This window comes from Bartonella florencae (assembly GCF_000312525.1).
GTDB classification, from domain to species: domain Bacteria; phylum Pseudomonadota; class Alphaproteobacteria; order Rhizobiales; family Rhizobiaceae; genus Bartonella; species Bartonella florencae.
This window is the reverse complement of record NZ_HE997451.1, coordinates 308,600-331,643: the sequence shown is the minus strand read 5'-3', so window position 1 is coordinate 331,643 and position 23,044 is coordinate 308,600. Positions and strand designations below refer to the sequence as shown.

General features: G+C 37.8%; 16 protein-coding genes. 5 read left to right on the top strand and 11 right to left on the bottom strand.

Annotated elements, in window-relative coordinates; translation table 11 throughout:
- Positions 1 to 198 precede the first annotated feature (198 nt).
- Positions 199 to 3,687: a DNA polymerase III subunit alpha gene (dnaE, locus tag BN202_RS01540; RefSeq protein WP_019218757.1), complete on the top strand. Its 3,489-nt coding sequence runs from the start codon at positions 199 to 201 to the stop codon at positions 3,685 to 3,687.
- Between the two features lie 187 nt (positions 3,688 to 3,874).
- Here dnaE and BN202_RS01535 read toward each other — a convergent pair whose 3' ends face one another.
- Together BN202_RS01535 and BN202_RS09380 are read right to left on the bottom strand one after the other, a co-directional pair.
- Positions 3,875 to 5,125, bottom strand: a complete 1,251-nt coding sequence (locus tag BN202_RS01535) for an FAD-binding protein (RefSeq protein ID WP_019218756.1) — start codon at positions 5,123 to 5,125, stop codon at positions 3,875 to 3,877.
- Between the two features lie 33 nt (positions 5,126 to 5,158).
- The gene (locus BN202_RS09380; RefSeq protein WP_083859149.1) at positions 5,159 to 5,407 is read right to left on the bottom strand and encodes a zinc-finger domain-containing protein; all 249 of its coding nucleotides are present in this window, start codon (positions 5,405 to 5,407) and stop codon (positions 5,159 to 5,161) included.
- A 297-nt stretch (positions 5,408 to 5,704) separates the two neighbouring features.
- Between BN202_RS09380 and BN202_RS01530 the strand changes: the two genes are divergently transcribed.
- Both BN202_RS01530 and ppx read left to right on the top strand, forming a co-directional pair.
- Complete coding sequence (locus tag BN202_RS01530; protein WP_019218754.1) at positions 5,705 to 7,885, top strand: RNA degradosome polyphosphate kinase; 2,181 nt, start codon at positions 5,705 to 5,707, stop codon at positions 7,883 to 7,885.
- Positions 7,886 to 7,891: 6 nt separating this feature from the next.
- Positions 7,892 to 9,403 (top strand): exopolyphosphatase, encoded by a 1,512-nt coding sequence (ppx, locus tag BN202_RS01525; RefSeq protein ID WP_019218753.1) that lies wholly within the window; start codon positions 7,892 to 7,894, stop codon positions 9,401 to 9,403.
- 431 nt (positions 9,404 to 9,834) lie between these two features.
- Here the strand turns inward: ppx and rnd are convergent, their stop codons facing one another.
- Complete coding sequence (gene rnd / locus BN202_RS01520; protein ID WP_034986908.1) at positions 9,835 to 10,989, bottom strand: ribonuclease D; 1,155 nt, start codon at positions 10,987 to 10,989, stop codon at positions 9,835 to 9,837.
- Positions 10,990 to 11,128: 139 nt separating this feature from the next.
- Between rnd and aspS the strand changes: the two genes are divergently transcribed.
- Positions 11,129 to 12,919: an aspartate--tRNA ligase gene (gene aspS / locus BN202_RS01515; protein ID WP_019218751.1), complete on the top strand. Its 1,791-nt coding sequence runs from the start codon at positions 11,129 to 11,131 to the stop codon at positions 12,917 to 12,919.
- A gap of 757 nt (positions 12,920 to 13,676) precedes the next feature.
- Complete coding sequence (gene parC / locus BN202_RS01510) at positions 13,677 to 15,926, top strand: DNA topoisomerase IV subunit A (protein WP_019218750.1); 2,250 nt, start codon at positions 13,677 to 13,679, stop codon at positions 15,924 to 15,926.
- Between the two features lie 45 nt (positions 15,927 to 15,971).
- On the opposite strand, the gene BN202_RS01505 is transcribed toward parC, so the two are convergent.
- The 8 genes from BN202_RS01505 to BN202_RS01470 all read right to left on the bottom strand — a co-directional run bounded on the left by BN202_RS01505 (position 15,972) and on the right by BN202_RS01470 (position 23,036).
- Positions 15,972 to 17,228, bottom strand: a complete 1,257-nt coding sequence (locus BN202_RS01505; protein ID WP_019218749.1) for a multidrug effflux MFS transporter — start codon at positions 17,226 to 17,228, stop codon at positions 15,972 to 15,974.
- A 69-nt stretch (positions 17,229 to 17,297) separates the two neighbouring features.
- A complete protein-coding gene (gene grxD, locus BN202_RS01500) occupies positions 17,298 to 17,630 on the bottom strand; it encodes a Grx4 family monothiol glutaredoxin (protein ID WP_019218748.1) in 333 nt (110 codons plus the stop codon).
- A gap of 97 nt (positions 17,631 to 17,727) precedes the next feature.
- A complete protein-coding gene (locus BN202_RS01495; protein WP_019218747.1) occupies positions 17,728 to 17,961 on the bottom strand; it encodes a BolA/IbaG family iron-sulfur metabolism protein in 234 nt (77 codons plus the stop codon).
- Positions 17,962 to 18,023: 62 nt separating this feature from the next.
- On the bottom strand, positions 18,024 to 20,234 hold the full coding sequence (gene purL / locus BN202_RS01490) for a phosphoribosylformylglycinamidine synthase subunit PurL (protein ID WP_019218746.1): 2,211 nt from the start codon (positions 20,232 to 20,234) through the stop codon (positions 18,024 to 18,026).
- Positions 20,235 to 20,534: 300 nt separating this feature from the next.
- The gene (purQ, locus tag BN202_RS01485; RefSeq protein ID WP_034987057.1) at positions 20,535 to 21,206 is read right to left on the bottom strand and encodes a phosphoribosylformylglycinamidine synthase subunit PurQ; all 672 of its coding nucleotides are present in this window, start codon (positions 21,204 to 21,206) and stop codon (positions 20,535 to 20,537) included.
- Between the two features lie 12 nt (positions 21,207 to 21,218).
- Entirely contained in the window at positions 21,219 to 21,458 is a 240-nt protein-coding gene (gene purS / locus BN202_RS01480; RefSeq protein ID WP_019218744.1) for a phosphoribosylformylglycinamidine synthase subunit PurS, read from the bottom strand.
- Between the two features lie 81 nt (positions 21,459 to 21,539).
- Entirely contained in the window at positions 21,540 to 22,304 is a 765-nt protein-coding gene (purC, locus tag BN202_RS01475; protein WP_019218743.1) for a phosphoribosylaminoimidazolesuccinocarboxamide synthase, read from the bottom strand.
- Between the two features lie 183 nt (positions 22,305 to 22,487).
- Positions 22,488 to 23,036, bottom strand: coding sequence for an RBBP9/YdeN family alpha/beta hydrolase (locus tag BN202_RS01470; RefSeq protein WP_019218742.1), 549 nt, complete (start codon positions 23,034 to 23,036; stop codon positions 22,488 to 22,490).
- Positions 23,037 to 23,044: the final 8 nt, after the last annotated feature.

Here is a 23,044-nt window from a genome sequence, read left to right as displayed (position 1 = left end):
TCTGTTTATTTACTGTGAATAGAAATATTTTCTTGATGAAAGTCTTTATATAAATAGCGATAAAATTAAAATATCTTGCTCATATGCAGAAGGGATGAACTTATAGATTTATAACGGTGAAATAACTGAGTAAGTTCTCTCTTATAAGGCAGATAAGGGCTGCGATTTACATTTATTTTTTAGTGGGAAATTGTGAGAGTGGCAGAAGATAAAAGTAAAATAGACGATAAAAAAAATTCCCTTCCTCGCTTTATTCATTTGAGAGTGCATTCTGCTTATTCACTTCTCGAAGGCGCTTTGAAGATTCCGCAAATTATTGAACATGTGGTTTCAGATCATATGCCAGCGGTTGCTATTACCGATACAAATAATTTATTTGGTGCTTTAGAATTTTCGCAATATTGTTTCTCTCATGGAATACAACCTATTATTGGTTGTCAGCTTGCAGTTGATTTTGCTGACGAAAATGATAAACCGCGTTTTTCCCAAGGGCGCTATCCTACTAATTTCTGCTCTCTTGTTTTATTTGCTGCGAGCGAAATTGGCTATGCGCATTTGGTGCGCCTTGTCAGTCGTGCTTATCTTGATAAATGTGATATTGATCCGCCTCATATCAAAATCGATTGGCTATCATCGCACAGTGAAGGAGTCATCGCTTTAACGGGTGGTAAGGGAGGCCCTATTAATTTTTCTTTGGCGGAAGGAAAAAAAGAACGTGCAATTGAACGTTTAACACATTTAAAAAAGATTTTTGCTGATCGTCTATATATAGAATTACAGCGGCATGGTTCTTTTGAGAGACAAGTAGAAGCTGCGCTTATTGAATTGGCGTATAAATATGAAATTCCTCTTGTTGCAACCAATGAGGCTTTTTTTCTAAATAAAGAAGGCTATGAAGCTCATGATGCACTGATGGCGGTTGCAGAAGGACAAATTGTTTCTAATCCAGAGCGTAAGCGCGTGACACCAGATCATTATTTGAAATCACAAGATGAAATGGTGGCGTTGTTTTCTGATCTTCCAGAAGCTTTGGAAAATACTGTTGAAATTGCATTGCGTTGTCATATTGCTACGCCAGTTCGAAAACCAATTTTGCCTCGTTTTATAGAGCAATCTGTTGTTTCAAACTGTACTTTAGAAGTAGAAGATAGTGAATTGTTAAATCAAGCAAAAGCTGGTTTAAAAGTACGCCTTAAGACAATTGGATTGGCTAAAGGGTATACTGCTGCAGATTATGAACAGCGGCTTGATTATGAAATTTCTGTTATTACGCGTATGCAATTTTCTGGCTACTTTCTTATCGTTTCAGATTTTATAAAATGGGCGAAAACCCATGATATTCCCGTCGGTCCAGGGCGTGGTTCTGGTGCTGGTTCACTTGTGGCTTATGCACTCACTATTACTGATGTCGATCCATTGCGTTTTTCTCTTCTCTTTGAACGTTTTCTGAATCCAGATCGTGTGTCGATGCCGGATTTTGATATCGATTTTTGTCAAGAACGGCGTGAAGAAGTAATTCATTATGTTCAAAAAAAATATGGACGTGATCAAGTTGCGCAAATTATCACCTTTGGTAAGTTACAAGCACGTGCGGTGTTGCGCGATGTTGGGCGCGTTTTAGAAGTTCCTTATCGTCAGGTGGATTATCTTACAAAATTGGTTCCTGCTACACCTGGGAGTCAGATTGAATTGGCTGAAGCTATTAGCGATGAACCTAAATTTGAAGAAGAAAAGAAAAAAGATCCCCTTATAGAGCGTACGTTAGATATTTCCCTTCAACTGGAGGGGCTTTATCGTCATGCATCAACTCATGCTGCAGGAATTGTTATTGGTGATCGTCCACTTTCAGAACTCGTTCCGATGTATCGTGACCCTCGTTCCGATATGCCTGTGACACAATTTAACATGAAATATGTGGAACAAGCAGGGTTGGTTAAATTTGATTTTCTTGGGTTAAAAACGCTTACTGTTTTGAAAATGGCAGTAGATTTTGTTGCACGAAAGGCAATCAAAATAGATTTGTCGAATATCCCTCTCGATGATGAAGAGACCTATGCTATGATGGCACGTGGTGAAACAGTTGGTGTGTTTCAAGTGGAAAGTGCTGGTATGCGTAAGGCACTGATTGGAATGAGGCCTGATCGTATTGAAGATATTATTGCTCTTGTTGCGCTTTATCGCCCTGGACCAATGGAGAATATTCCAACCTATAACGCACGCAAACATGGGGAAGAGCAAATTGCTTCTATTCATCCCAAAATAGATCATCTGATTAAAGAAACACAAGGTGTTATTGTCTATCAGGAGCAAGTGATGCAGATTGCTCAGGTGCTTGCTGGCTATTCGCTTGGAGAAGCGGACTTATTGCGGCGCGCTATGGGTAAAAAGATTCATAAAGAAATGCAACAACAGCGTACGCGTTTTGTGAACGGAGCTGTTGCTGGTGGTGTTGATAAAGATCAAGCGGATATTATTTTTGATCTTTTAGCAAAATTTGCAGATTATGGCTTTAATAAATCACACGCTGCTGCTTATGCGATTGTTTCTTATCAAACCGCCTATATGAAAGCACATTATCCCGTTGAGTTTTTAGCCGCTTCAATGACCTATGATATGACAAATACGGATAAACTAAATGATTTTCGGCGTGAAGCATTAAGGTTAGGTATTAAAGTCATTGCTCCTTCTGTACAAACATCACATCGTGTTTTTGAGGTTGGTGATAACTGTATTTATTATTCTCTTGCTGCCATTAAAGGTGTAGGGGAAGCGGTTGTTGACCATATTGTTACTTGTCGTGGAAAGGAAGCTTTTAAGGATCTGGAAGATTTTTGTGCGCGTATTGATCCGCGTATTGTTAATAAACGTGCAATGGAAAGTTTGATTTGTGCTGGTGCCTTTGATTGTTTTCATATTGCACGTGAAATTTTATTGGCAAGTCTTGGAACACTTCATGCGCGTGCACTTCGTATTCTCGAAAACAATTCTAGTGGACAAATTGATATATTTGGCATGACGGGGGGATTAAAAGAGCCTTTGATTTTATCGCAAACATCTCCTTGGTTACTAGATGAAAAGCTTCATCGAGAATTTCAAGCAATAGGTTTTTACTTTTCTGCACACCCTTTAGATGAGTATCAGGCTATTCTTGCTAAAAAACGCGTACAAAGCTGGATTAATTTTGCTAATGCTGTCAAAGGAGGGGCAACTGCAGCAAGGCTTGCTGGAACTATTGTGGCAAAACAAGTCCGCAAAACAAAGTCTGGTAAGAAAATGGGAATTATTCATTTTTCTGATACGAGTGGTCAGTATGAAACTGTTCTCTTTTCTGAAGGTCTCTCGGATTATGAGGCGATACTAGAACTCGGAAAATCTTTTATTATTACGGTGAGTGCTGAAAATCGTTCTGAAGGTGTGAGTTTGCGACTGGAGACGGTTCAGTCTTTAGAAAAGGAGGCATCACAGAATCACAAAATGATGCGTCTCTTTATAAAAACAGTTGATATGTTGCCACAAATTGAAAAAAATTTAAGTCCTAATGGGAATGGAGAAGTAGGGCTTATTTTGATTCAAGAAGATGGATTACGGGAGGTCGAAATTACGCTTCCCAAGCGATACAAGGTTAATTCACGTGTAGCAAGTTCTATGAAAGCCATTCCGGGCGTTATTGATGTGGAGTTGACTTAAATCGAAAATGGTAAAATGAATACTTGTTTTTCATGGCGTTTTTGGCTTTATGAGTAATTTAGTTTTTTATGGATTATAAATTCTAAAAATTTTTGCTTTTATTAGGATAACTCATATTAAATTTCTCGCTCAATGAAGTTGAGAAGATGCGCTTTTTCCTCTGTATAGCCAAGTCATTAAGGGAATTTTATAAGTTTTTACTATATATTTCTATGGAATGCATAGCATCATAGCTATAAAGCCAATGAAGATTGGACATAATACTCTCTGGTGTACGAATTTTCATGATAAAATTACGTGCAATTGCTATGGGACCAGTTGCATGATAGGCTATTCTGTTGAAATCTCCCCGTTTTTTTACGGCCCTCATTCGGGGTGTACGGATTTTTTCGTAAAGTGAAAGCGCTTTGGTTAATGAAAGATCTTTATAAGAGAGTATTTCTGCTAATGTGGCTGCATCTTCTATTGCCATAGCGGCACCTTGTGCGGCAAAGGGGAGAGTTGCGTGTGCACTATCTCCAACAAACACTTGTCTCTCTAAGCCTAAAAAACGGTGCTGTTTCATTTGAAAAAGTGGCCAATAGCTCCACGTATCAATATGGTCAAAGATTTGTAAAATTTGCATATGCCAATCTTTAAAAAGAGTTTTCAAATTTTCTTTATTTCCTTGATGTGCCCATCCTTCTTTTGCATTTTCCCCCTTTGTAATGGCTACAAAATTAAACAGTTTTGCTGATGATTGAATGGGGTAGACAACAAGATGATTTTGAGGTCCCATCCAAGCAGTAATTGTTTTCATATTTTGTATTAAAAAACGAAAATCTTTAGGAAGATTTTCAAATTCTGCTGTAGCACGCCAAGCAATAAAGCCACTAAAATCTGCCTTTTCATGAAAAGGAGCCAATTTTCGTAATGTAGACCAAACTCCATCACAACCGATAAGAAGTGGTGTTGAATAAAGCTGGTGTTTTTGTGTTTGATTTGAAGTATCTGTTTTTATTGTTTTTATATGAATACTGTGAGATGCTTTTGGGGTTGCTGATATAACAGTTTCGCCTGTTTTATATTGAATAAAAGGATTTTCTATAACAGCGTTGTATAAAACTTCTTGTAAGGCAGCACGATGAATCGTAATATAAGGCGATTTCCAGTCTTTTTTTGATAAATTGATAAGGTCGACACGCAGTCGTGTTTTTAAAGATAACCCGTCTCTTAATTCGAGAAAGCTTGGTATTGTGCCCATTTGTGTAAGTTTATTAAGAATTTTCCATTGTGCAAGAATACATGTGGCATTTGGGGTAAGCTGAATGCCAGCCCCCACAGCTTCAAGCTGTTGACATTTTTCGATAACTGTACTTGCTATTCCTTTATGGGCGAGCGCCAAAGCAGTACTTAAACCTGCAATCCCCCCTCCAATGATGATTGACGATTGATCCATGAGTTTCTTCATATTGAAAAAGCAAAAAATGCCTTATAATGAATTGTTTGGATGATACAAACATCCTTTTGGGTTTGTTTGATTGTATGATAGGGAGGAAACATAGCGATAAAGTGTTGAACAATAAGGGCAAATTTTTTCATCGGCAGATCCCATGTCAATAAAAATATGAGGGTGATCAAAGGGCTGTGTAGCACCCACACACATAAATTCTTTTACACCGATCTCGATAGTTTTATATCCAAGGTCGTTTTGGAAATGGGGGATGTTATGATCAGCCATAGTGTCAAGCTCCAGATAAAATTGCTTCATAAGATATGACTTATGCTTTTTACGTACGTCAGTTTGTAATAAAGCTTATGATAATGCAAGGTGCTTTTTAAGATAAACACACTGTCTTTATGTTAATGGGCTCGTTCTCTGTTTTTGAGTACTTTGTGCATGGGGAATAATTTCAAATGTTTAATGTAAATAACATAAGAAAAGTGAATTATTAAACGGTAATATATCGTAAAGTGTTCTATGAGATATTTATCCAGAAGATTTTTAGAAATTATAAAGGAAGATTAACTGAAGTATATGGAACAGAGGGTTGCAGATCAAATTTCTTTATTGGATATAACAATGAAAAATCCGATGCGGTTTGTTAATAGAGAATTCTCATGGTTACAATTTAATACGCGTGTATTAATCGAGGCTACTAATCCAAGGCATCCTTTATTAGAACGCCTGCAATTTCTTTCTATTTCAGCAGCAAATCTTGATGAATTTTTTATGGTTCGTGTTGCTGGACTTGCAGCTCAAATTCGTGCTGGGGTTACAGCGTGTAGTGCAGATGGGCATACAGCACAGGAGCAGCTTGATTTTGTGTTAGCTGAGATTTCATGTTTGCAGGCGCATCAATTAAAAGAATTGCGTATTTTACGTCACGAATTAAAACAGAATAATATTGAAATCATTGGTGCTGAAGGACTTTTAGAAATTGAAAAATTATGGCTCGAAAAATATTTCCTTGATAAGATTTTTCCCGTTCTAAAACCTTTATCTGTTGATACTACGCAATCTTTTCCATTTATACCTAATTTGGGGCTTTCACTTGCTCTCCAATTGTCGCAGCGTTTTGATCAACACTCTAGTATAGTGTTGTTGCCACTTCCAATGGCATTAAGACGTTTTATTCTTCTTCCTCAAGAGGACAGTAATTTTCGTTTTATTGCCTGTGAAGATGTTATTAGCCTTTTTATAAATTATATATTCCCCAGTTTTGAAGTTAAAGGAATTGGTATATTTAGAGTTATTCGTGATAGTGATATTGAAGTAGAAGAGAAGGCTGAAGATCTTGTTCATTCTTTTGAAACTGCTCTTAAAAGGCGCCGTCGCGGTCAGGTTATTCGAATTGAATTTGATGCAAAAATGCCAGATGATTTACGCCAATTTATAACGAATGGCATTGTTGTTCCTAATAATTGTATCAACGTTCTTGATGGGCCTTTGGCGCTTAATATGGTATCAGAGATTGTTTCTATTCCACGTGATGATCTAAAATTTATTCCTTACATTTCTCGTTTTCCTGAATGTATTCGTGCGCATAAGGGCGATTGTTTTGCAGCTATTCGTGAAAATGATATGGTACTTCATCATCCTTATGAATCCTTTGATGTTGTTGTGCAATTTTTATATCAAGCGGCTTACGATCCTGATGTTGTGGAAATCAAACAGACGCTTTATCGGACATCGAATGATAGTCCCATTGTTAGTGCTTTGATTAGGGCTGCTGAACAGGGAAAGTCAGTAATTGCTTTGGTAGAGCTTAAAGCGCGTTTTGATGAAGAAGCAAATATTCGTTGGGCACGTGATCTTGAGTGTGCAGGTGTGCAAGTTATTTTTGGTTTTGTTACCTTAAAAACACATGCTAAGATGTCCCTTATCATGAGGCGGGAGGGAGAGCGCCTTTGCCCTTACGTTCATCTTGGAACGGGGAATTATCATCCTATTAATGCTAAGGTTTATACTGATCTTTCTTTCTTTACTACTGATGATGATATTGCTCATGATGTTGCATTATTATTTAATTACATTGCTCAATATGAGCGCCCAAAGGAAGCAATGAAAATTGCTTTTTCACCCTTAACATTACGCAGTCGTATTTTAGAACATATTGAAGGAGAAATTATCAATGCACGGCAGGGGCGGTCTGCTGCTATTTGGATAAAAGTTAATGCATTGGTAGATCCTGAAATTATTGATGCTTTGTATCGTGCTAGCCAAGCGGGTGTACAGATTGATTTGGTGGTGCGTGGTATATGTTGTTTGCGTCCTGGTATTCGAGGAATTTCGGATAATATTCGTGCTAAGTCAATTGTAGGACGTTTTCTTGAACATAGTCGCATTTTTTGTTTTGGTAATGGGGAAGATTTGCCAAATGAAAATGCACTTGTTTACTTAGGGTCTGCTGATATGATGCCTCGTAATTTGGATTACCGTATTGAAATATTGGTTCCCATTTTTAATAAAACAGTTCGTAAGCAGATTCTTTTACAAATTATGTTGGCTAACATTATTGATAATCAACAAAGTTTTGCTATACTCAATAATGGAAAATCAAGACGTATAACACCGCGTGAAGGTGAAAGTCCGTTTAATGCACAGGAGTATTTTATGGCCAATGCAGGTTCTACGGGGTGGGAAAAGTCTTTTGATTCTTCTGCTTCTCGTTTGGTAGCGTTGCATCGGCAACAAGCCGAAATGCATAAAGACTGAAATTCAATGACATATATCAATGCTCAAGGACGGATTAAAGGGTGTAAACCTATCGCTGTTATTGATATTGGCTCAAATTCTGTTCGGCTTGTTATTTATGAAGGGCTCGTTCGTTCTCCAGCCGTTTTGTTTAATGAAAAAGTTCTCTGTGGTCTGGGACAAGGTGTGGCAAAAACTGGTTTTTTAGAAGAAAAATCAATGAATATGGTGCTGCAAACATTGAAACGATTTCGTGCGCTTTGTCAACAAATTGGAGCAGATCAGGTTTATACTCTTGCAACAGCAGCGGCGCGAGAAGCGAAAAACGGATCAGTATTTATTCAAAATGCTGAAAGTGTCTTGCAAAATAAAATATATCTTCTTTCAGGAAGTGAAGAAGCTGTTTATTCAGCATATGGGGTTATTTCTACTTTTTACAAACCAAAGGGTATTTCTGGAGACCTTGGTGGTGGAAGTCTGGAACTTATTGATATTGATGGTTTTGAGGTAGGTGAGGGAGTCACTCTCCCATTGGGTGGTTTACGCCTACAGTATATGTCCAATAATGATATTGCTGTTGCCGCAAAAATTGCCCATGAGCAGTTTGATAAATCTGCTGCTGTTCGTAAGGGTAGTGCACGTTGCTTTTATGCAGTAGGAGGAACTTGGCGTAATTTGGCAAAACTCCATATGGCTACCAAACATTATCGGCTACCTGTTATGCATGGCTATGAAGTTGATGCAGTTGAAATGGAAGATTTTTTGCGTTTTGTAGTGCGTGGCAGTATTGATAATATGGAAGGAATCACAGCTATTTCAAAAAATCGCCGTCAGCTTTTGTCTTATGGAGCTATCATTCTTATTGAACTTATTCAGTGTATGGGATTTGAAAAAATAGTCTTTTCTGGTGCGGGGGTTCGTGAAGGCTTTCTTTATTCACGATTGCCCAAAGAAATTCGTGTTTCAGATCCTCTCATTGCGGCATGTACGGAAATGGCTATTTTACGGGCACGCTCACCAAAGCAGGCAGAAGAACTCATTGATTTTACAACAAGTGCTTTTAATGCTTTTGGAATTTCAGAGACTGAAAATGAATGCCGTTATCGCAAGGCCGCTTGTCTTCTTGCAGATATTGGTTGGCGCATACATCCAGATTATAGGGGTAATGAGGCAGCTAATCGGATAGCATTAGGATCATATCCGGGAATTTCCCATGAGGGACGTGCTTATGCTGCGCTTGCTGTTTTTTTTCGCAATACAGGTTTATTAATTGATGAAGAATCCCTTCCTATTTTTCAACTCACAACTGAAAATATCATTAAGAAAGCAAGCATTCTGGGGGAAACTATGCGGATTGCTTATCTTTTTAGTGCTTCTACTGCGGGCATTTTACCCCATCTATCATGGCATAGAAAAATAGATCATGTTGTCTTGTATATTCCAAGGCGTTATGCTGATTTATTAGGAGAGCGTCCTCTCAATAGGTTAAAGAAATTATCAAAAATAATAAAACAGCCTCTCTCTTTTGAAGTTTTTTGATTCTTTTTCTATTAAATTATAAAAGTTCATCACTCTATTGCTGTGTATTTGTGTTGTTGTGCAAATTTATGTTTTAGTTGTGAAGTTGCGCTTTGATAAAGCATGTCTCACGACATGTAAGATAATTCTACCTTTAGACTTTGTTTTCAGGCTAATTTCTTCTTTCAGCCAATGTTATAGATAATTTTTCTTTGTATATATTAAGTTTTTTATTGTTAGATTTCTCTTGATATACGAACTCATTTGACAGAGGTTATCAAAGTCTTATTGCCATTTTAAAACAATTATTGATCAAATTTAAGTTTCGAAATGGTGATATGTTTTCTGTATCATGTTTGTAGTGACAATAAAACACATTCTAAGTAAATGCAGAAATATGGATAACCTAGCAAATTTTTTTAGAATACAAATATTTAAAAGCTTTTTGTAAATTAGAGCTGCTTTGTGCTTATTCTTCCATTGTTAAAATAAAGTCCTATTTGTCCCTCTAGCATTTGTTCGGCTCTTCGACCAAATATTTCATAGCGCCAACCATTCATCGCGGGAATATTTTTCTTTATACATCCATTGGCTATTTTTTCTAAGTCATTGGCAGTTGCAATAATTTTGGGTGCAATGCCATTTTCATTTGCAACGAGTTTTAATAATACTTTGAGAAGGTCAATAACAGCAGGTGATGTTTCATTTAGGGGATTATGTTTAGGAAGGGGGGGTAAGGTAGCAAGATCAACCTCTAAGCCCTCGTGGATAGCTTCAATTAATGTCTGTGCTATTGAGAGTTTATTCCAGTTTTTATTCAGACTGCGCAAACGTTTTAGAGAAGATTCATCTTTTGGTTGTTGGGTTGCAATTTCGATGAGGCACTCATCTTTCAAAATATGACGACGCGGAATATTATATTTTCGTGCTTTACGTTCACGCCAAGCAGCTATTTTTTGTAATACGGCAAGTTCACGCTGTTTTTTTACTTTGCCTTTTACTTTTTTCCATGCCTCATCTTCTGGCATATCATAGGTTTTAGGAGATAAAAGGATTGCTATTTCATCATCCATCCAGTGAGCGCGTTTGTTTTTTTCTAACTGTTTTTTTAATAAGAGGTAAACTTCTCTTAGATAGGTTACATCAGCGAGTGCATAGAGTAGTTGTTTTTCGGAAAGAGGGCGGCAGCTCCAGTCTGTAAAACGAGATGATTTATCAAGTTGATGACCTGTGCAACGTTGTACAATTTGATCATAGGAGATAGAATCACCAAATCCACAAATTGATCCTGCTACTTGTGTGTCAAAGAGAGGGGAGGGAATGATTCCTCCAAGATGATAAATTGTTTCGATGTCTTGGCGTGCAGCATGAAAAACTTTGACAATTTTTTCATCGAGCATGAGATCAAAAAATGGCTGTAAATCAATATCTTGTGACATTGGATCAATGAGAGCTGTAGTGCTTGGTGATGCAAGCTGAATTAAACACAGCTGTGGCCAAAAAGTTGTCTCGCGCATAAATTCAGTATCGACTGTTACAAAATCTGAGGTACGCAGAATGGCAAGTGCGGTTTCAAGGTCTGTTGTTTTTGTAATAAGATTCATCATGATCCTTAATTATAGCGAGATAAATTAAATTTGTCTTTTCTTGACTTTTTTTTGAGTCTTTATCCTTATATCTTGACAAATGGTTATTAAAAAGCGTTTGTAGCGCATGTGGAAAATATTATAATTAAAGGCAAAAACTATGCATCGTTATCGCAGTCATAATTGCGCTGCTCTTCGTAAATGTGATGTAGGAACAAAGGTTCGTCTTTCGGGATGGGTTCATCGTGTTCGTGATCATGGCGGAATCCTTTTTGTAGATTTGCGTGATCATTTTGGGATCACACAAATTGTTGCGGATCCTCTTTCACCAGCTTTTAAAGTTATCGAAAAAGTGCGTTCTGAATGGGTTATTCGTGTAGATGGGGAAGTGTGTGCACGTTCTGATGAAGTCATTAATACATCTCTTCCAACTGGCGAAATTGAGATTTTTGCGAAAGAGGTGGAAGTTCTTTCAAAGTCTGATGAGCTTCCTTTACCCATTTTTGGTGAGCCTGACTATCCAGAAGATATTCGCTTAAAGTATCGTTTTCTTGATTTACGTCGTGAAACTATGCACAAAAATATCATGCGTCGTACCGAAATTATTGCTGCTATCAGACGCTCTATGCAAGAGAATGGTTTTACAGAATTTACCACACCACTTTTGACAGCTTCATCACCAGAAGGGGCACGCGATTTTCTGGTTCCAAGTCGTATTCATCAGGGAAAATTTTATGCGTTGCCGCAAGCGCCTCAGCAATACAAACAGTTGTTGATGATGTCGGGTTTTGATCGTTATTTTCAAATTGCTTCCTGTTTTAGAGATGAAGATCCGCGTGCAGATCGTCTTCCAGGGGAATTTTATCAATTAGATCTTGAAATGAGTTTTGTTGAACAGGAGGATGTTTTTGTAACAATGGAGCCTATTATGCGCTCTCTTTTTGAAGAGTTTGCAAATGGAAAACCTGTAACACAAAACTTTCCTCGTATTTCTTATGATGAAGCAATGCGCAAATATGGTTCGGATAAGCCTGATTTACGTAATCCAATCATTATGGAAGATGTTTCACAGCATTTTTGTGATTCTGGTTTTAAAGTTTTTGCTCATATTTTAGCAAATGATGAAAATGCACGAGTATGGGCTATTCCAGCTAAAACAGGTGGGAGCCGTGCTTTTTGTGATCGTATGAATGGATGGGCACAGGAAGAAGGGCAACCAGGGCTTGGTTATATTTTCTGGCGCGAAGAACAAGGAAAGTTTGAAGGGGCTGGACCTATTGCCAAAAATATTGGTGAGCAAAGAGCTGAGGCAATCCGTACACAGCTTGGACTTGAAAATGGTGATGCTTGCTTTTTTGTGGCAGGAGATCCAAAGAAATTTGCGTCTTTTGCGGGAGCGGCCCGTACACGTGTGGGAGAAGAGCTAGATCTTATTGATCGCGAGTGTTTCTCTTTAGCATGGATTGTTGATTTTCCATTTTTTGAATGGAATGAAGATGAAAAAAAGCTTGATTTTGCCCATAACCCTTTTTCGATGCCACAGGGAGGAGAAAATGCTCTTGAATGTCAAGATCCTCTTACTCTTAAAGCATTTCAGTATGATCTTGTTTGTAATGGTTATGAGATTGCATCAGGTGGAATTCGCAATCATTCACCAGAAATGATGCTTAAGGTTTTTAATCTTGCTGGTATTTCTAAAGAGGTGGTCGAAAATCGTTTTGGTGCTCTTTATCGTGCATTTCATTATGGCGCTCCACCACATGGTGGTATGGCGGCTGGTGTTGATCGCATTATTATGCTTTTGCAAGGTGTCAAGAATTTACGTGAGGTCGCTTTATTTCCTATGAATCAGCAAGCGCTTGATCTTTTGATGAGTGCTCCCTCTGATGTTTCTTCTGCGCAATTGTGTGATTTAGGAATACGAATTGCTCCTACTGCCAAAAATAGTTGATAAAGGTGATTTTGGATTATTGCTATCTTCCTGTCTACAATGAAGTTTTTGTGTTTTTAATGATATTCATTCCTGTATATTTTGTTATAAAAGCTTAGTTGTATTATTATTATGCTTCATTTGCATTATTTAACCTTATAAAAAAGAGCACTTGAATTTGTAAAGAATAATGCAGGTTGTTAAATTTGCATTATTCAGAGTTCTGGTAAGCTCGATAAGGTTCGTCATATAAAATGAAAATTATTTTTATTCTATTATTATGCTGTAAAAAAGTGCTGTTTAGAAGGGTGATAGGCATATAATTTTATATATGTGCTATTTTGTTAGATATAGGAGTGGATATTCAAGATCGGGCTTGCTTGTAAAAATCTTATATTATGTTACCCATAAAGTGGTTAACTCAAGTGGAATTTGCTTAAGAGGTGTCGGAGTGTTGTCAGATTAGCACAGATAGAAGTTTTTATTCTTTAGGCTAGGAAAGAATTAAAACTATTAAAGTTCTATAAGATTAGAGAGCTTATTTATTGTTTGATTTTCAGAAAAATGTTTAGAATTCACTATTTCTCAATAGGATGTTGAAGTTTAGAGTGCGTCTATAAATTTTTCAAATTGCTATAATTTTCTGTTCATGTTTTAATCATACTGGTTATTTTTATATAGTCTATTTTAAATAACAATAGTCTTTTCATAAAAGATTACACTGAAGAAATCTTATGAAATAATTGCTCATTACTTTGGGAATTTTTGTCCTTGTACTATGTCTGATAAAATGAATTTACCTTTTAATAAAGAACATATTCAACAAATAGAATTACGTTCTGCTTTACAAGAACGTTATTTGGCTTATGCGCTTTCTACTATTACGCATCGTGCGTTACCTGATGTCCGTGATGGTTTGAAGCCTGTGCATCGGCGTATTATCCATGCCATGCGTTTACTCAAACTCCATCCAGGGCAATCTTATGCAAAATGCGCACGGATTGTTGGTGATGTGATGGGGAAATTTCATCCGCATGGTGATGCCTCTATTTATGATGCGCTCGTGCGCTTGGCTCAGAGTTTTGCTGTTCGTTATCCATTGGTTGATGGACAAGGCAATTTTGGTAATATTGATGGTGATAATGCTGCTGCTATGCGCTATACAGAAGCACGTATGACTGAAGTGGCTGCTTTATTGCTTGAAGGGATTAATGAGAATGCTATTGATTTTCGTTTAACCTATAACGAAGAAGATGAAGAGCCAGTTGTTTTACCAGGAGCTTTTCCTAATCTTTTAGCAAATGGTTCATCAGGCATTGCGGTTGGTATGGCAACATCTATTCCACCTCATAATGTTGCTGAGCTTTGTGATGCAGCGCTCCATTTGATTGCGCATCCCGATGTAAATGATGAGGAATTAAATCAATTCGTGCTTGGCCCTGATTTTCCGACAGGGGGCATTTTAGTTGAGCCTAAAAAAAGTATTGAGGAATCCTATCGTGTTGGGCGTGGATTCTTTCGCTTGCGTTCACGTTGGCATCAAGAATCTGGTAGCCGTGGTTCCTATGTGATTGTTGTGACTGAGATACCCTATCAGGTTCAAAAGTCACGCCTTATTGAAAAAACAGCAGAATTATTGCTTGCAAGGCGCTTGCCAATGCTTGAGGATATCCAAGATGAGTCAGCCGAAGATATCCGCATTGTGCTTATTCCTAAAAATCGTACCGTTGATCCCAAACTCCTTATGGAGTCTCTTTTTAAATTGACTGATTTTGAAGTAAGATTTTCTCTTAATCTCAATGTTTTGTCTTTGGGAAAAATACCCAATGTCCTCTCTCTGCGTGAAAGTTTGCAGCAATGGCTTGAACATCGTCAAGAAGTACTTATCCGTCGCTCTCATTATAGACTTGATCAAATTGATTGTCGATTAGAAATTCTTCACGGATATCTTATTGCATATTTAAATCTTGATGAGGTGATCCAAATTATCCGTGAAGAAGATGAACCGAAAAGGAAGCTTATTGATCGTTTTCAATTAACAGAAAATCAAGCTGAGGCTATTCTTAATATGCGTTTGCGTTCTTTACGTAAGCTTGAGGAACTTGAAATTCGTAAGGAATTTGAAAGCTTAAAAGCTGAAAGAGAAAAGCTAAAGAATTTGTTAGCTTCTCGTACAAAGCAATGGAAAGTAATTTCAGAGGAAATCATAAAAGTTCGTAAAACTTTTTCTCCTGATACTCTTTTGGGCAAAAGGCGTACAACATTTGAGGAAGCTCCAAAGCATGATATTGATGATATCCACCAAGCAATGATCGAAAAAGAACCGGTTACGATTGTTATTTCTGAAAAAGGCTGGATGCGGGCTTTGAAGGGGCATTTGAGTGATTATAGTGGGCTTTCTTTTAAAGAAGGAGACAGTTTAAAATTAGCATTTTCGGCGTTCACGACCGATAAGATCGTTGTGATAACTACGGGGGGAAAATTTTTTGCTATTGCTGCAAATAGTTTACCTGGAGGACGAGGGCATGGTGAACCCATTCGTCTTTTAGTCGATATGGATGATGAGCATGATGTTCTGACAGCTTTTGTCTATAAAGCACAGGAAAAATTGCTTTTGATTTCATATCATGGAAATGGCTTTATTGTACCTGCAACTGAGGTTATTGCTAATACACGAAAAGGCAAGCAGGTTATGAATATGAAGTCCCCTGATAAAATAAAGCTTTGTATTCCAGTAAAAGGTGATCATATTGCTGTGGTTGGTGAAAATCGTAAAATGCTTATTTTTGCCATTGAGCAAATACCGGAAATGAATCGCGGGAAAGGTGTTCGTCTACAACGTTATAAAGAAGGTGGTATTGTTGATGCTAAAACCTTTTATTTATCAGAAGGTTTAAGTTGGCAAGATACAGCTGAGCGTTGCTTTAATCGTCAAGCCGATGATCTTATTGAGTGGATGGGAACGCGTGCCGGTATAGGCCGTTTGCTACCAAAAGGATTTCCAAAATCCGGAAAATTTACCAATTGAATTTCTAAATTATAAAGCACTAAAGAGAGCGCCTTGTGGCTTTGTTTATTTGTTAGGATTGTGATGATATTGCCTAAAAAGATGCCCGTGTTCAGCCCATAAGACAAGAAGTATAGCAATGAGGCTAAGAAAGAAAAATGCTGCTGAATTGGGTGTTGTGGTTTCGTTAAATTGTTGTGCAATAAAGAAGCCAAGACTTGTTGCGATAGATGTCTGAAGAAAACCGGATACAGAAGAAGCTGTTCCAGCAATTTCGCCTACGGGCTCAAGAGCAAGTGTATTGAAATTCGCCATAATGCCACCGCAGGCAAACATCAGTATACAGAATAGCAGCATATAAAAAGGAAAGGGGAGAATGCCATTTGTTAAGAGAGAGCTAATAAACCAGATACATGAAGTGGCGCAAAAGAGCAAAAGCATTGTATGTGCGATGCGTCGCATGCCAAGGCGACCAACAAGTTGAGAATTAAAAAATGATGAGAGAGCCTGAAAAGCAGCACCAATAGCAAAGGCAACGGGAAACCAGAGTCCTAGGTTATAAATTCCTTCATATGTTTGCTGTGATGTATTTACGGCGGTAAAAATACAACCTAAAATAATAGAAGTTGCTAGTGTGTAGCAGAGTGTTGTGCGATTGGTTATCACAATCCAGAGGTTGTGTTTGATTGAAGAGAAGGAAAGAGAGCGTTGTTCATAAAGCGTTTCAGGTAAACGCAGTTGAATCCAAACCATCAGCCCGAAACCAATTATTGCCATGAAGATAAAAATAACTTGCCAGTTCCCAAATAATAAAATGAACTGTCCGGTTGCTGGACCAATCATTGGTGCAATAAGAAAAATCATCATGACAATAGACATAACTTCTGCCATTTTTCGACCGCTATAAAGATCCCGTACAATGGAAACTGTGAGGACACGCATAGCGGCACCTCCTATGCCTTGTAAAATACGTAAGACGAGTAATAGAGAAAAATTGGAAACAAAAGCACAACCAATTGCAGCAAATGAATAAAATGCAAGACCAATGAGAATAAGGTTACGGCGTCCATAACGATCACTTATTGGACCAAAAAATATCTGTGTGATGCCATAACTCAAAAGATAACCAGAAATGATATAATGCTGATCATTTTCGTTGATAACATGTAAGCTATTCAAAATATCAGGCATGGCTGGAAGCATAATGTCAACAGCTATAGAATTGACGGCCATAAGCGCACCAATGAGAAAAACAAATTCTTTATAGCCAATTTTTTTTCTTATCGTATCACTATGTGCTTGTTCGTCGACTGAATATGACATACGGCATCCTTGAAATAAAAAATTCGACTGAGCACAGTTCTATAAGAGCTTGAATAAAATGAAAGATACCTATGATTTATTGCAGGGAATATTTTTTTCTTTTAATAGTTCTTGCAATTCATTATTCTGAAACATTTCTTTCACAATATCACAGCCACCAATAAATTCACCTTTGATATAGAGTTGCGGAATTGTTGGCCAACTTGAGTAGTCTTTAATTCCTTGACGCAATTCAGCAGAGGTCAAGATGTTAATTGCTTTATAATTTATCCCTAAATAGTCAAGGATTTGGACAACCTGTCCTGAAAATCCACATTGTGGAGCGTCAGGCATTCCTTTCATGAATAAAATGACATCGTTTTCTTTAATTTCGTTGTCAATAAAATCATGAACAGCGGTCATATTCGTTCCTTTTAATTGCAGAATTTATAGGTGTGTATTTATACTTGTATTATTTTCTAATCGCATCTTGCAAATGAATGCAAGAAGAAATTTTAAATTATTTGGGAATATTCGTTTGCAACATTAAAGCATGAAGATCATTGCCCATATTGCCTTTAAGAGCATCATAGACCATTTTATGTTGCTGAACACGGCTTTTACCACGAAAACTCTCAGAAGTGACTTCTGCAGCATAGTGTTCTCCATCTCCAGCGAGATCACGAATTGTCACAGTTGCATCGGGGATGCCTTCACGAATAAGCATTTCAATTGTATGGGCGCTCATTGCCATGATTATTTTCCTTTATTTATTTTTTGTGAGCATAGCATAAGTAAAAAGAGACAAATAACTCTTTATTTCTCTCCCATAAATTGCGGAAACCAACTTTCATAGGTTTGTGTGAGTGTGTCTACTGAAAGCGTTAATATTTCATCTATATTGAGAGCATCACCTTCAACGATACCAAGTTCTGTTAAAGAAATTGCGTTTGCTTGGGCGAGTTCTTTAAGGCTGTTAAGAGCATGAGGTTTAACGCTTAAGAGATAACGCGCTTGGTCTTCTCCAAAAAGCTCTGCATGATGTGGTTGTTTGTTGCTTAATTTGGCTTTGATTCCTTTACCGGATTTAATGACCATCTCTGCAAGTGCAAGGGCTAATCCTCCGTCAGAAATATCATGCGCGGCATGAACAAAACCATGATGAATGACATCTCTTACAAATTGCCCATGCTTTTTTTCAAGCTGTAAATCCACATGGGGTGGGGCACCTGTTGTGATATTTAAAATGTCATGTGCATAAATTGATTGTCCTAAATGAGAGCCGCAAGCTCCAATCAAAACAATAGTATCTCCATTTTGCATGCCATTGATTGTCACCATTTTAGACCAATCAGCAAGAAGTCCAACACCAGCAATTGTTGGTGTGGGAAGAATTGCTTTTCCATTGGTTTCATTATAAAGAGAGACATTTCCTGAAACAATAGGAAAGTCAAGGATTCTACAAGCTTCACCTATACCTTTAATGGCAAAAACCAATTGTCCCATAATCTCAGGTTTTTCAGGATTACCAAAGTTGAGGTTATCTGTAATTGCCAGTGGTGTCGCACCTGTCGTACTGATATTTCGCCAACATTCTGCAACGGCTTGTTTTCCCCCTTCATAGGGATCAGCTTTACAATAGCGAGGTGTTACATCAGAGGAAAAAGCAAGAGCACGTTTGTCGTTATTGCCTACACGAACGACTCCTGCATCGCCGCCTGGACGAATAACTGTATTTCCTTGAATAAGTGTATCATATTGTTCATAAACCCATCGCCGTGAACTTTGATTAGCAGAATTCAGTAATGTAAGGAGCGCATCACCAAGATTCTCAACCTCCTCAATTTTTTCTGCTTTAAGAGGTGGCTGTTTTACAGGTTCACTCCAAGGACGATCATACATGGGGGCTTCATTCCCGAGCTTTGTGATGGGAAGATTGACGACTTCTTCTCCCTGATGGAAGACACGAAAACGTAAATCATCGGTTGTTTTTCCAATGATAGAAAAATGAAGTCCCCATTTATGAAAAATGGCTGCTGCTTGTTTTTCTAGTTCCGGCTTAAGCACCATCAGCATACGCTCTTGGCTTTCTGAAAGCATCATTTCATAGGCTGTCATGTTTTCTTCACGAACGGGAACTTTATCAAGATTAAGCTGTATGCCTAAATCCCCCTTTGCACCCATTTCAACTGCAGAAGATGTGAGACCTGCCGCTCCCATATCTTGAATGGCAACAACAGCTTTCAATTCCATGAGTTCTAAGCAAGCTTCAAGAAGGCATTTTTCTGTGAAAGGATCACCCACTTGGACAGAAGGGCGCTTTTCACTGATTGAATCGTCAAATTCGGCAGAAGCCATTGTTGCTCCACCAACACCATCACGCCCTGTTTTGGCTCCAAGATAAACAACAGGAAGTCCTACTCCTTGTGCTTTCGAGTAAAAAAGAGAATCTGTTTTTGCAATACCAGCGACAAAGGCGTTGACAAGGATATTGCCGTTATAGCTCTTGTCAAAATTTACTTCTCCACCAACAGTTGGAACACCAAAAGCATTGCTATAGCCACCGATTCCAGAAACAACACCAGCAACAAGATGGCGTGTTCGAGGATGATTGGGGGCGCCAAATCGTAATGCATTCATAGCAGCAACAGGGCGAGCACCCATTGTAAAGACATCACGCAAAATACCACCAACACCTGTTGCAGCACCTTGATAAGGTTCAATATAGGAGGGATGGTTATGGCTTTCCATTTTGAAAACGACACATTGACCTTCACCAATATCAACAACACCAGCATTCTCACCAGGACCTTGAATGACACACTTTCCTTCTGTTGGAAGAGTCTTAAGCCATTTTTTAGATGATTTGTAGGAACAATGCTCGTTCCACATTGCAGAAAAAATTCCAAGCTCAGTAAATGTTGGCTCTCTGCCAATTAAGGTTAGGATATGTTGATATTCATCTTCTTTTAGTCCATGTTGGGCAATTAATTCTGGTGTAATGGCGACATTATTGCAAGGATTCATGAGCGTTTTATCCGTCAAATTAATCGAAATTTAGCATCGTTATTGTTTGAAATCTAGCAGCCTAAATCATAGGTAACATTGTTGTTTGATAAAGTAAAAGTTTATAAGCCATGAACGGAAATACTGGTTATTTGCTTGATAGATTCAAAAAACATAAACTGCTTTTGAAGAAATCTTTGTTTTTTTAAAAAGTACATCCGATTTTATCCGTAAAATATTTGATTTGCAAATTTACAATCTAAGAGATGATACAGATTTTTGACTGTACAACAGTAAGGTAGTGTAGAAGCTTCTTTATCATCATCCATTTGCTAACTCTAAAGCACTTTGGAAAAGCAAACGACCATCACTCCCACCATGTGCGGATTCAATGAAATTTTCAGGATGAGGCATCATACCAAGAATATTACCAGCCTTATTGACGATACCGGCAATATCATTCATTGAACCATTAGGATTTGTATTTTCTGCATAGCGAAAAACAATTTGCTCATTGTCTTCCATTTCTTTTAATGTTTCATTGTCGGTAAAGTAATTTCCATCGTGATGTGCAACAGGACAACGAATGATTTGTCCTTTGGAATAATACCGAGAAAATCTCGTGTTAACGTTTATAACTTCGAGCTTTATTTCACGACAGACAAATTTTAATGAAGCATTACGCATTAAAGTTCCAGGCAATAAACCTGCTTCCAACAAAATTTGAAATCCATTACATATGCCAATTATTGTAACGCCTTTTTGTGCTTTCTCACGGACAGCTTGCAAAACAGGTGTTCGCGCACCAATCGCTCCACATCTCAAATAGTCTCCATAAGAAAACCCCCCCGGAATAACAATGACATCTACATCTGGAATTGTTGTTTCTGTTTGCCAAATTTTTAATGGCTCAATTCCTGTGATATGATGCAACGCCGCAACCATATCCCTATCGCGATTTAATCCAGGTAATTGAATGATAGCAGTTTTCATGAAGAGGCCCACTTAAAGAGATTCTATAGTGTAATTTTCAATAACGGTATTTGCTAATAACTCTTTACACATCTGCTCAAGTTTTTGCTTTGCGATTTCAGAAGGCTGATCATCGAGCACAATATCAAAAACTTTTCCTTGGCGAATGGAGCGAATGCCTTCAAAATCTAAACTTTTTAAAGCACCAACAATTGCTTCTCCTTGTGGATCAAGAACGCTATTTTTTAAGGTAACTGTAATGCGTGCTTTCATTTCTTATTTCCTGTTAATAAAATTTCTCTCTTTAAAGAGGGATATCAATAAAAGTAAGATGACATAATGTCGCGTGGCTGTTTATTTTACTAAAACAGGACCACTTGGTCGTGGCGGGTCATTTTCATTGATAATCCCAAGACGCTTTGCAACCTCTTGATAAGCATTAATAAGTCCCCCCATATCACGCCGAAAACGATCTTTATCCAACTTTTCTCGTGTTTGCATATCCCATAACCTTGCAGAATCAGGAGAGATTTCATCAGCAAGAACAATGCGCATTGTTTCATCTTCCCACAAACGACCAAATTCCATTTTGAAATCAATAAGTTGAATATTAACACCAGCAAAAAGCCCAGAAAGAAAATCATTAATACGAATCGAAAGTTGCATAATATCTTCTATTTCTTGGGGAACAGCCCATCCAAAGGCAGTGATATGTTCTTCTGTTACCATGGGGTCATCGAGAGAATCATTTTTGTAATAAAATTCAATGATAGATTGTGAAAGGGCGGTTCCTTCTTCCAATCCTAAACGCTTAGCAAGAGAACCCGCCGCAACATTACGGACAACAACTTCTAAAGGAATAATTTCAACGGCTTTAATGAGTTGTTCGCGCATATTTATACGCTTGATAAAATGTGTCGGGATTCCCAAACGGCTAAGATGACTAAAGATATGTTCCGAAATACGGTTATTTAAAACCCCTTTTCCGTCGATGACTTCATGTTTTTTTGCATTAAAGGCAGTTGCGTCATCTTTAAAAAACTGAATATAGGTTCCTGGTTCAGGTCCTTCATATAAAATTTTGGCCTTGCCTTCATAAATACGGTGGCGACGATTCATTATGCTTCTCTATTGATTTTGAGAGGTTTTAAGTAACACTGATAAGCAATACTATCTTAATTGATAGAATTTCTCAATGATCGCTATAACACTTCTTATCGTTTTTGTCATTGGTGCTCTGGTCTAACAAGAAATAAAACTGCATAAATGGAGATTAAAGTAAAAATAATTGCCTCTTTTGAATTAAATTTTTGCAAGAAAATGCGAGAATACCATAAGTCCTTCGGGCCAAGGGCCATGTCCAGATTTTGTATTAATGTGGCCAGATTGACCTGCATCAACAAAGAGTGATCCCCAATGACTAGCAAGATTTTCTGCTACTGAAAATGGGCAAAATTCATCATTTCGGCTAGCTATCACAACAGATGGAAAAGAGAGTTTTTTACAATGATAGGGACCAAAGCTCATAAGATGTTTGGGGCGTATTTTTTCATTGCTTACATCTGGAGGCGCAACAAAAAAAGCGCCACAAACTTTTTCTGTATTTTGTAGCGTTGCATGAAGAGCTGTGGGGACCCCTAATGAATGGGCAATAATCATAACAGGCTTTTGAGCTTGCGCAATGGCGATTTTAACTGCTTTGACCCATTCTTCACAAACAGGTTTTGACCAATGCATTTGTTGAACACGGCGCGCTGTAGACAATTTTTTTTCCCATCGTGTTTGCCAATGGTCGGGACCAGATCCTTTGTAGCCAGGAACAATAAGAATATCGAGTTGATTTGCTTTCATGAATTATT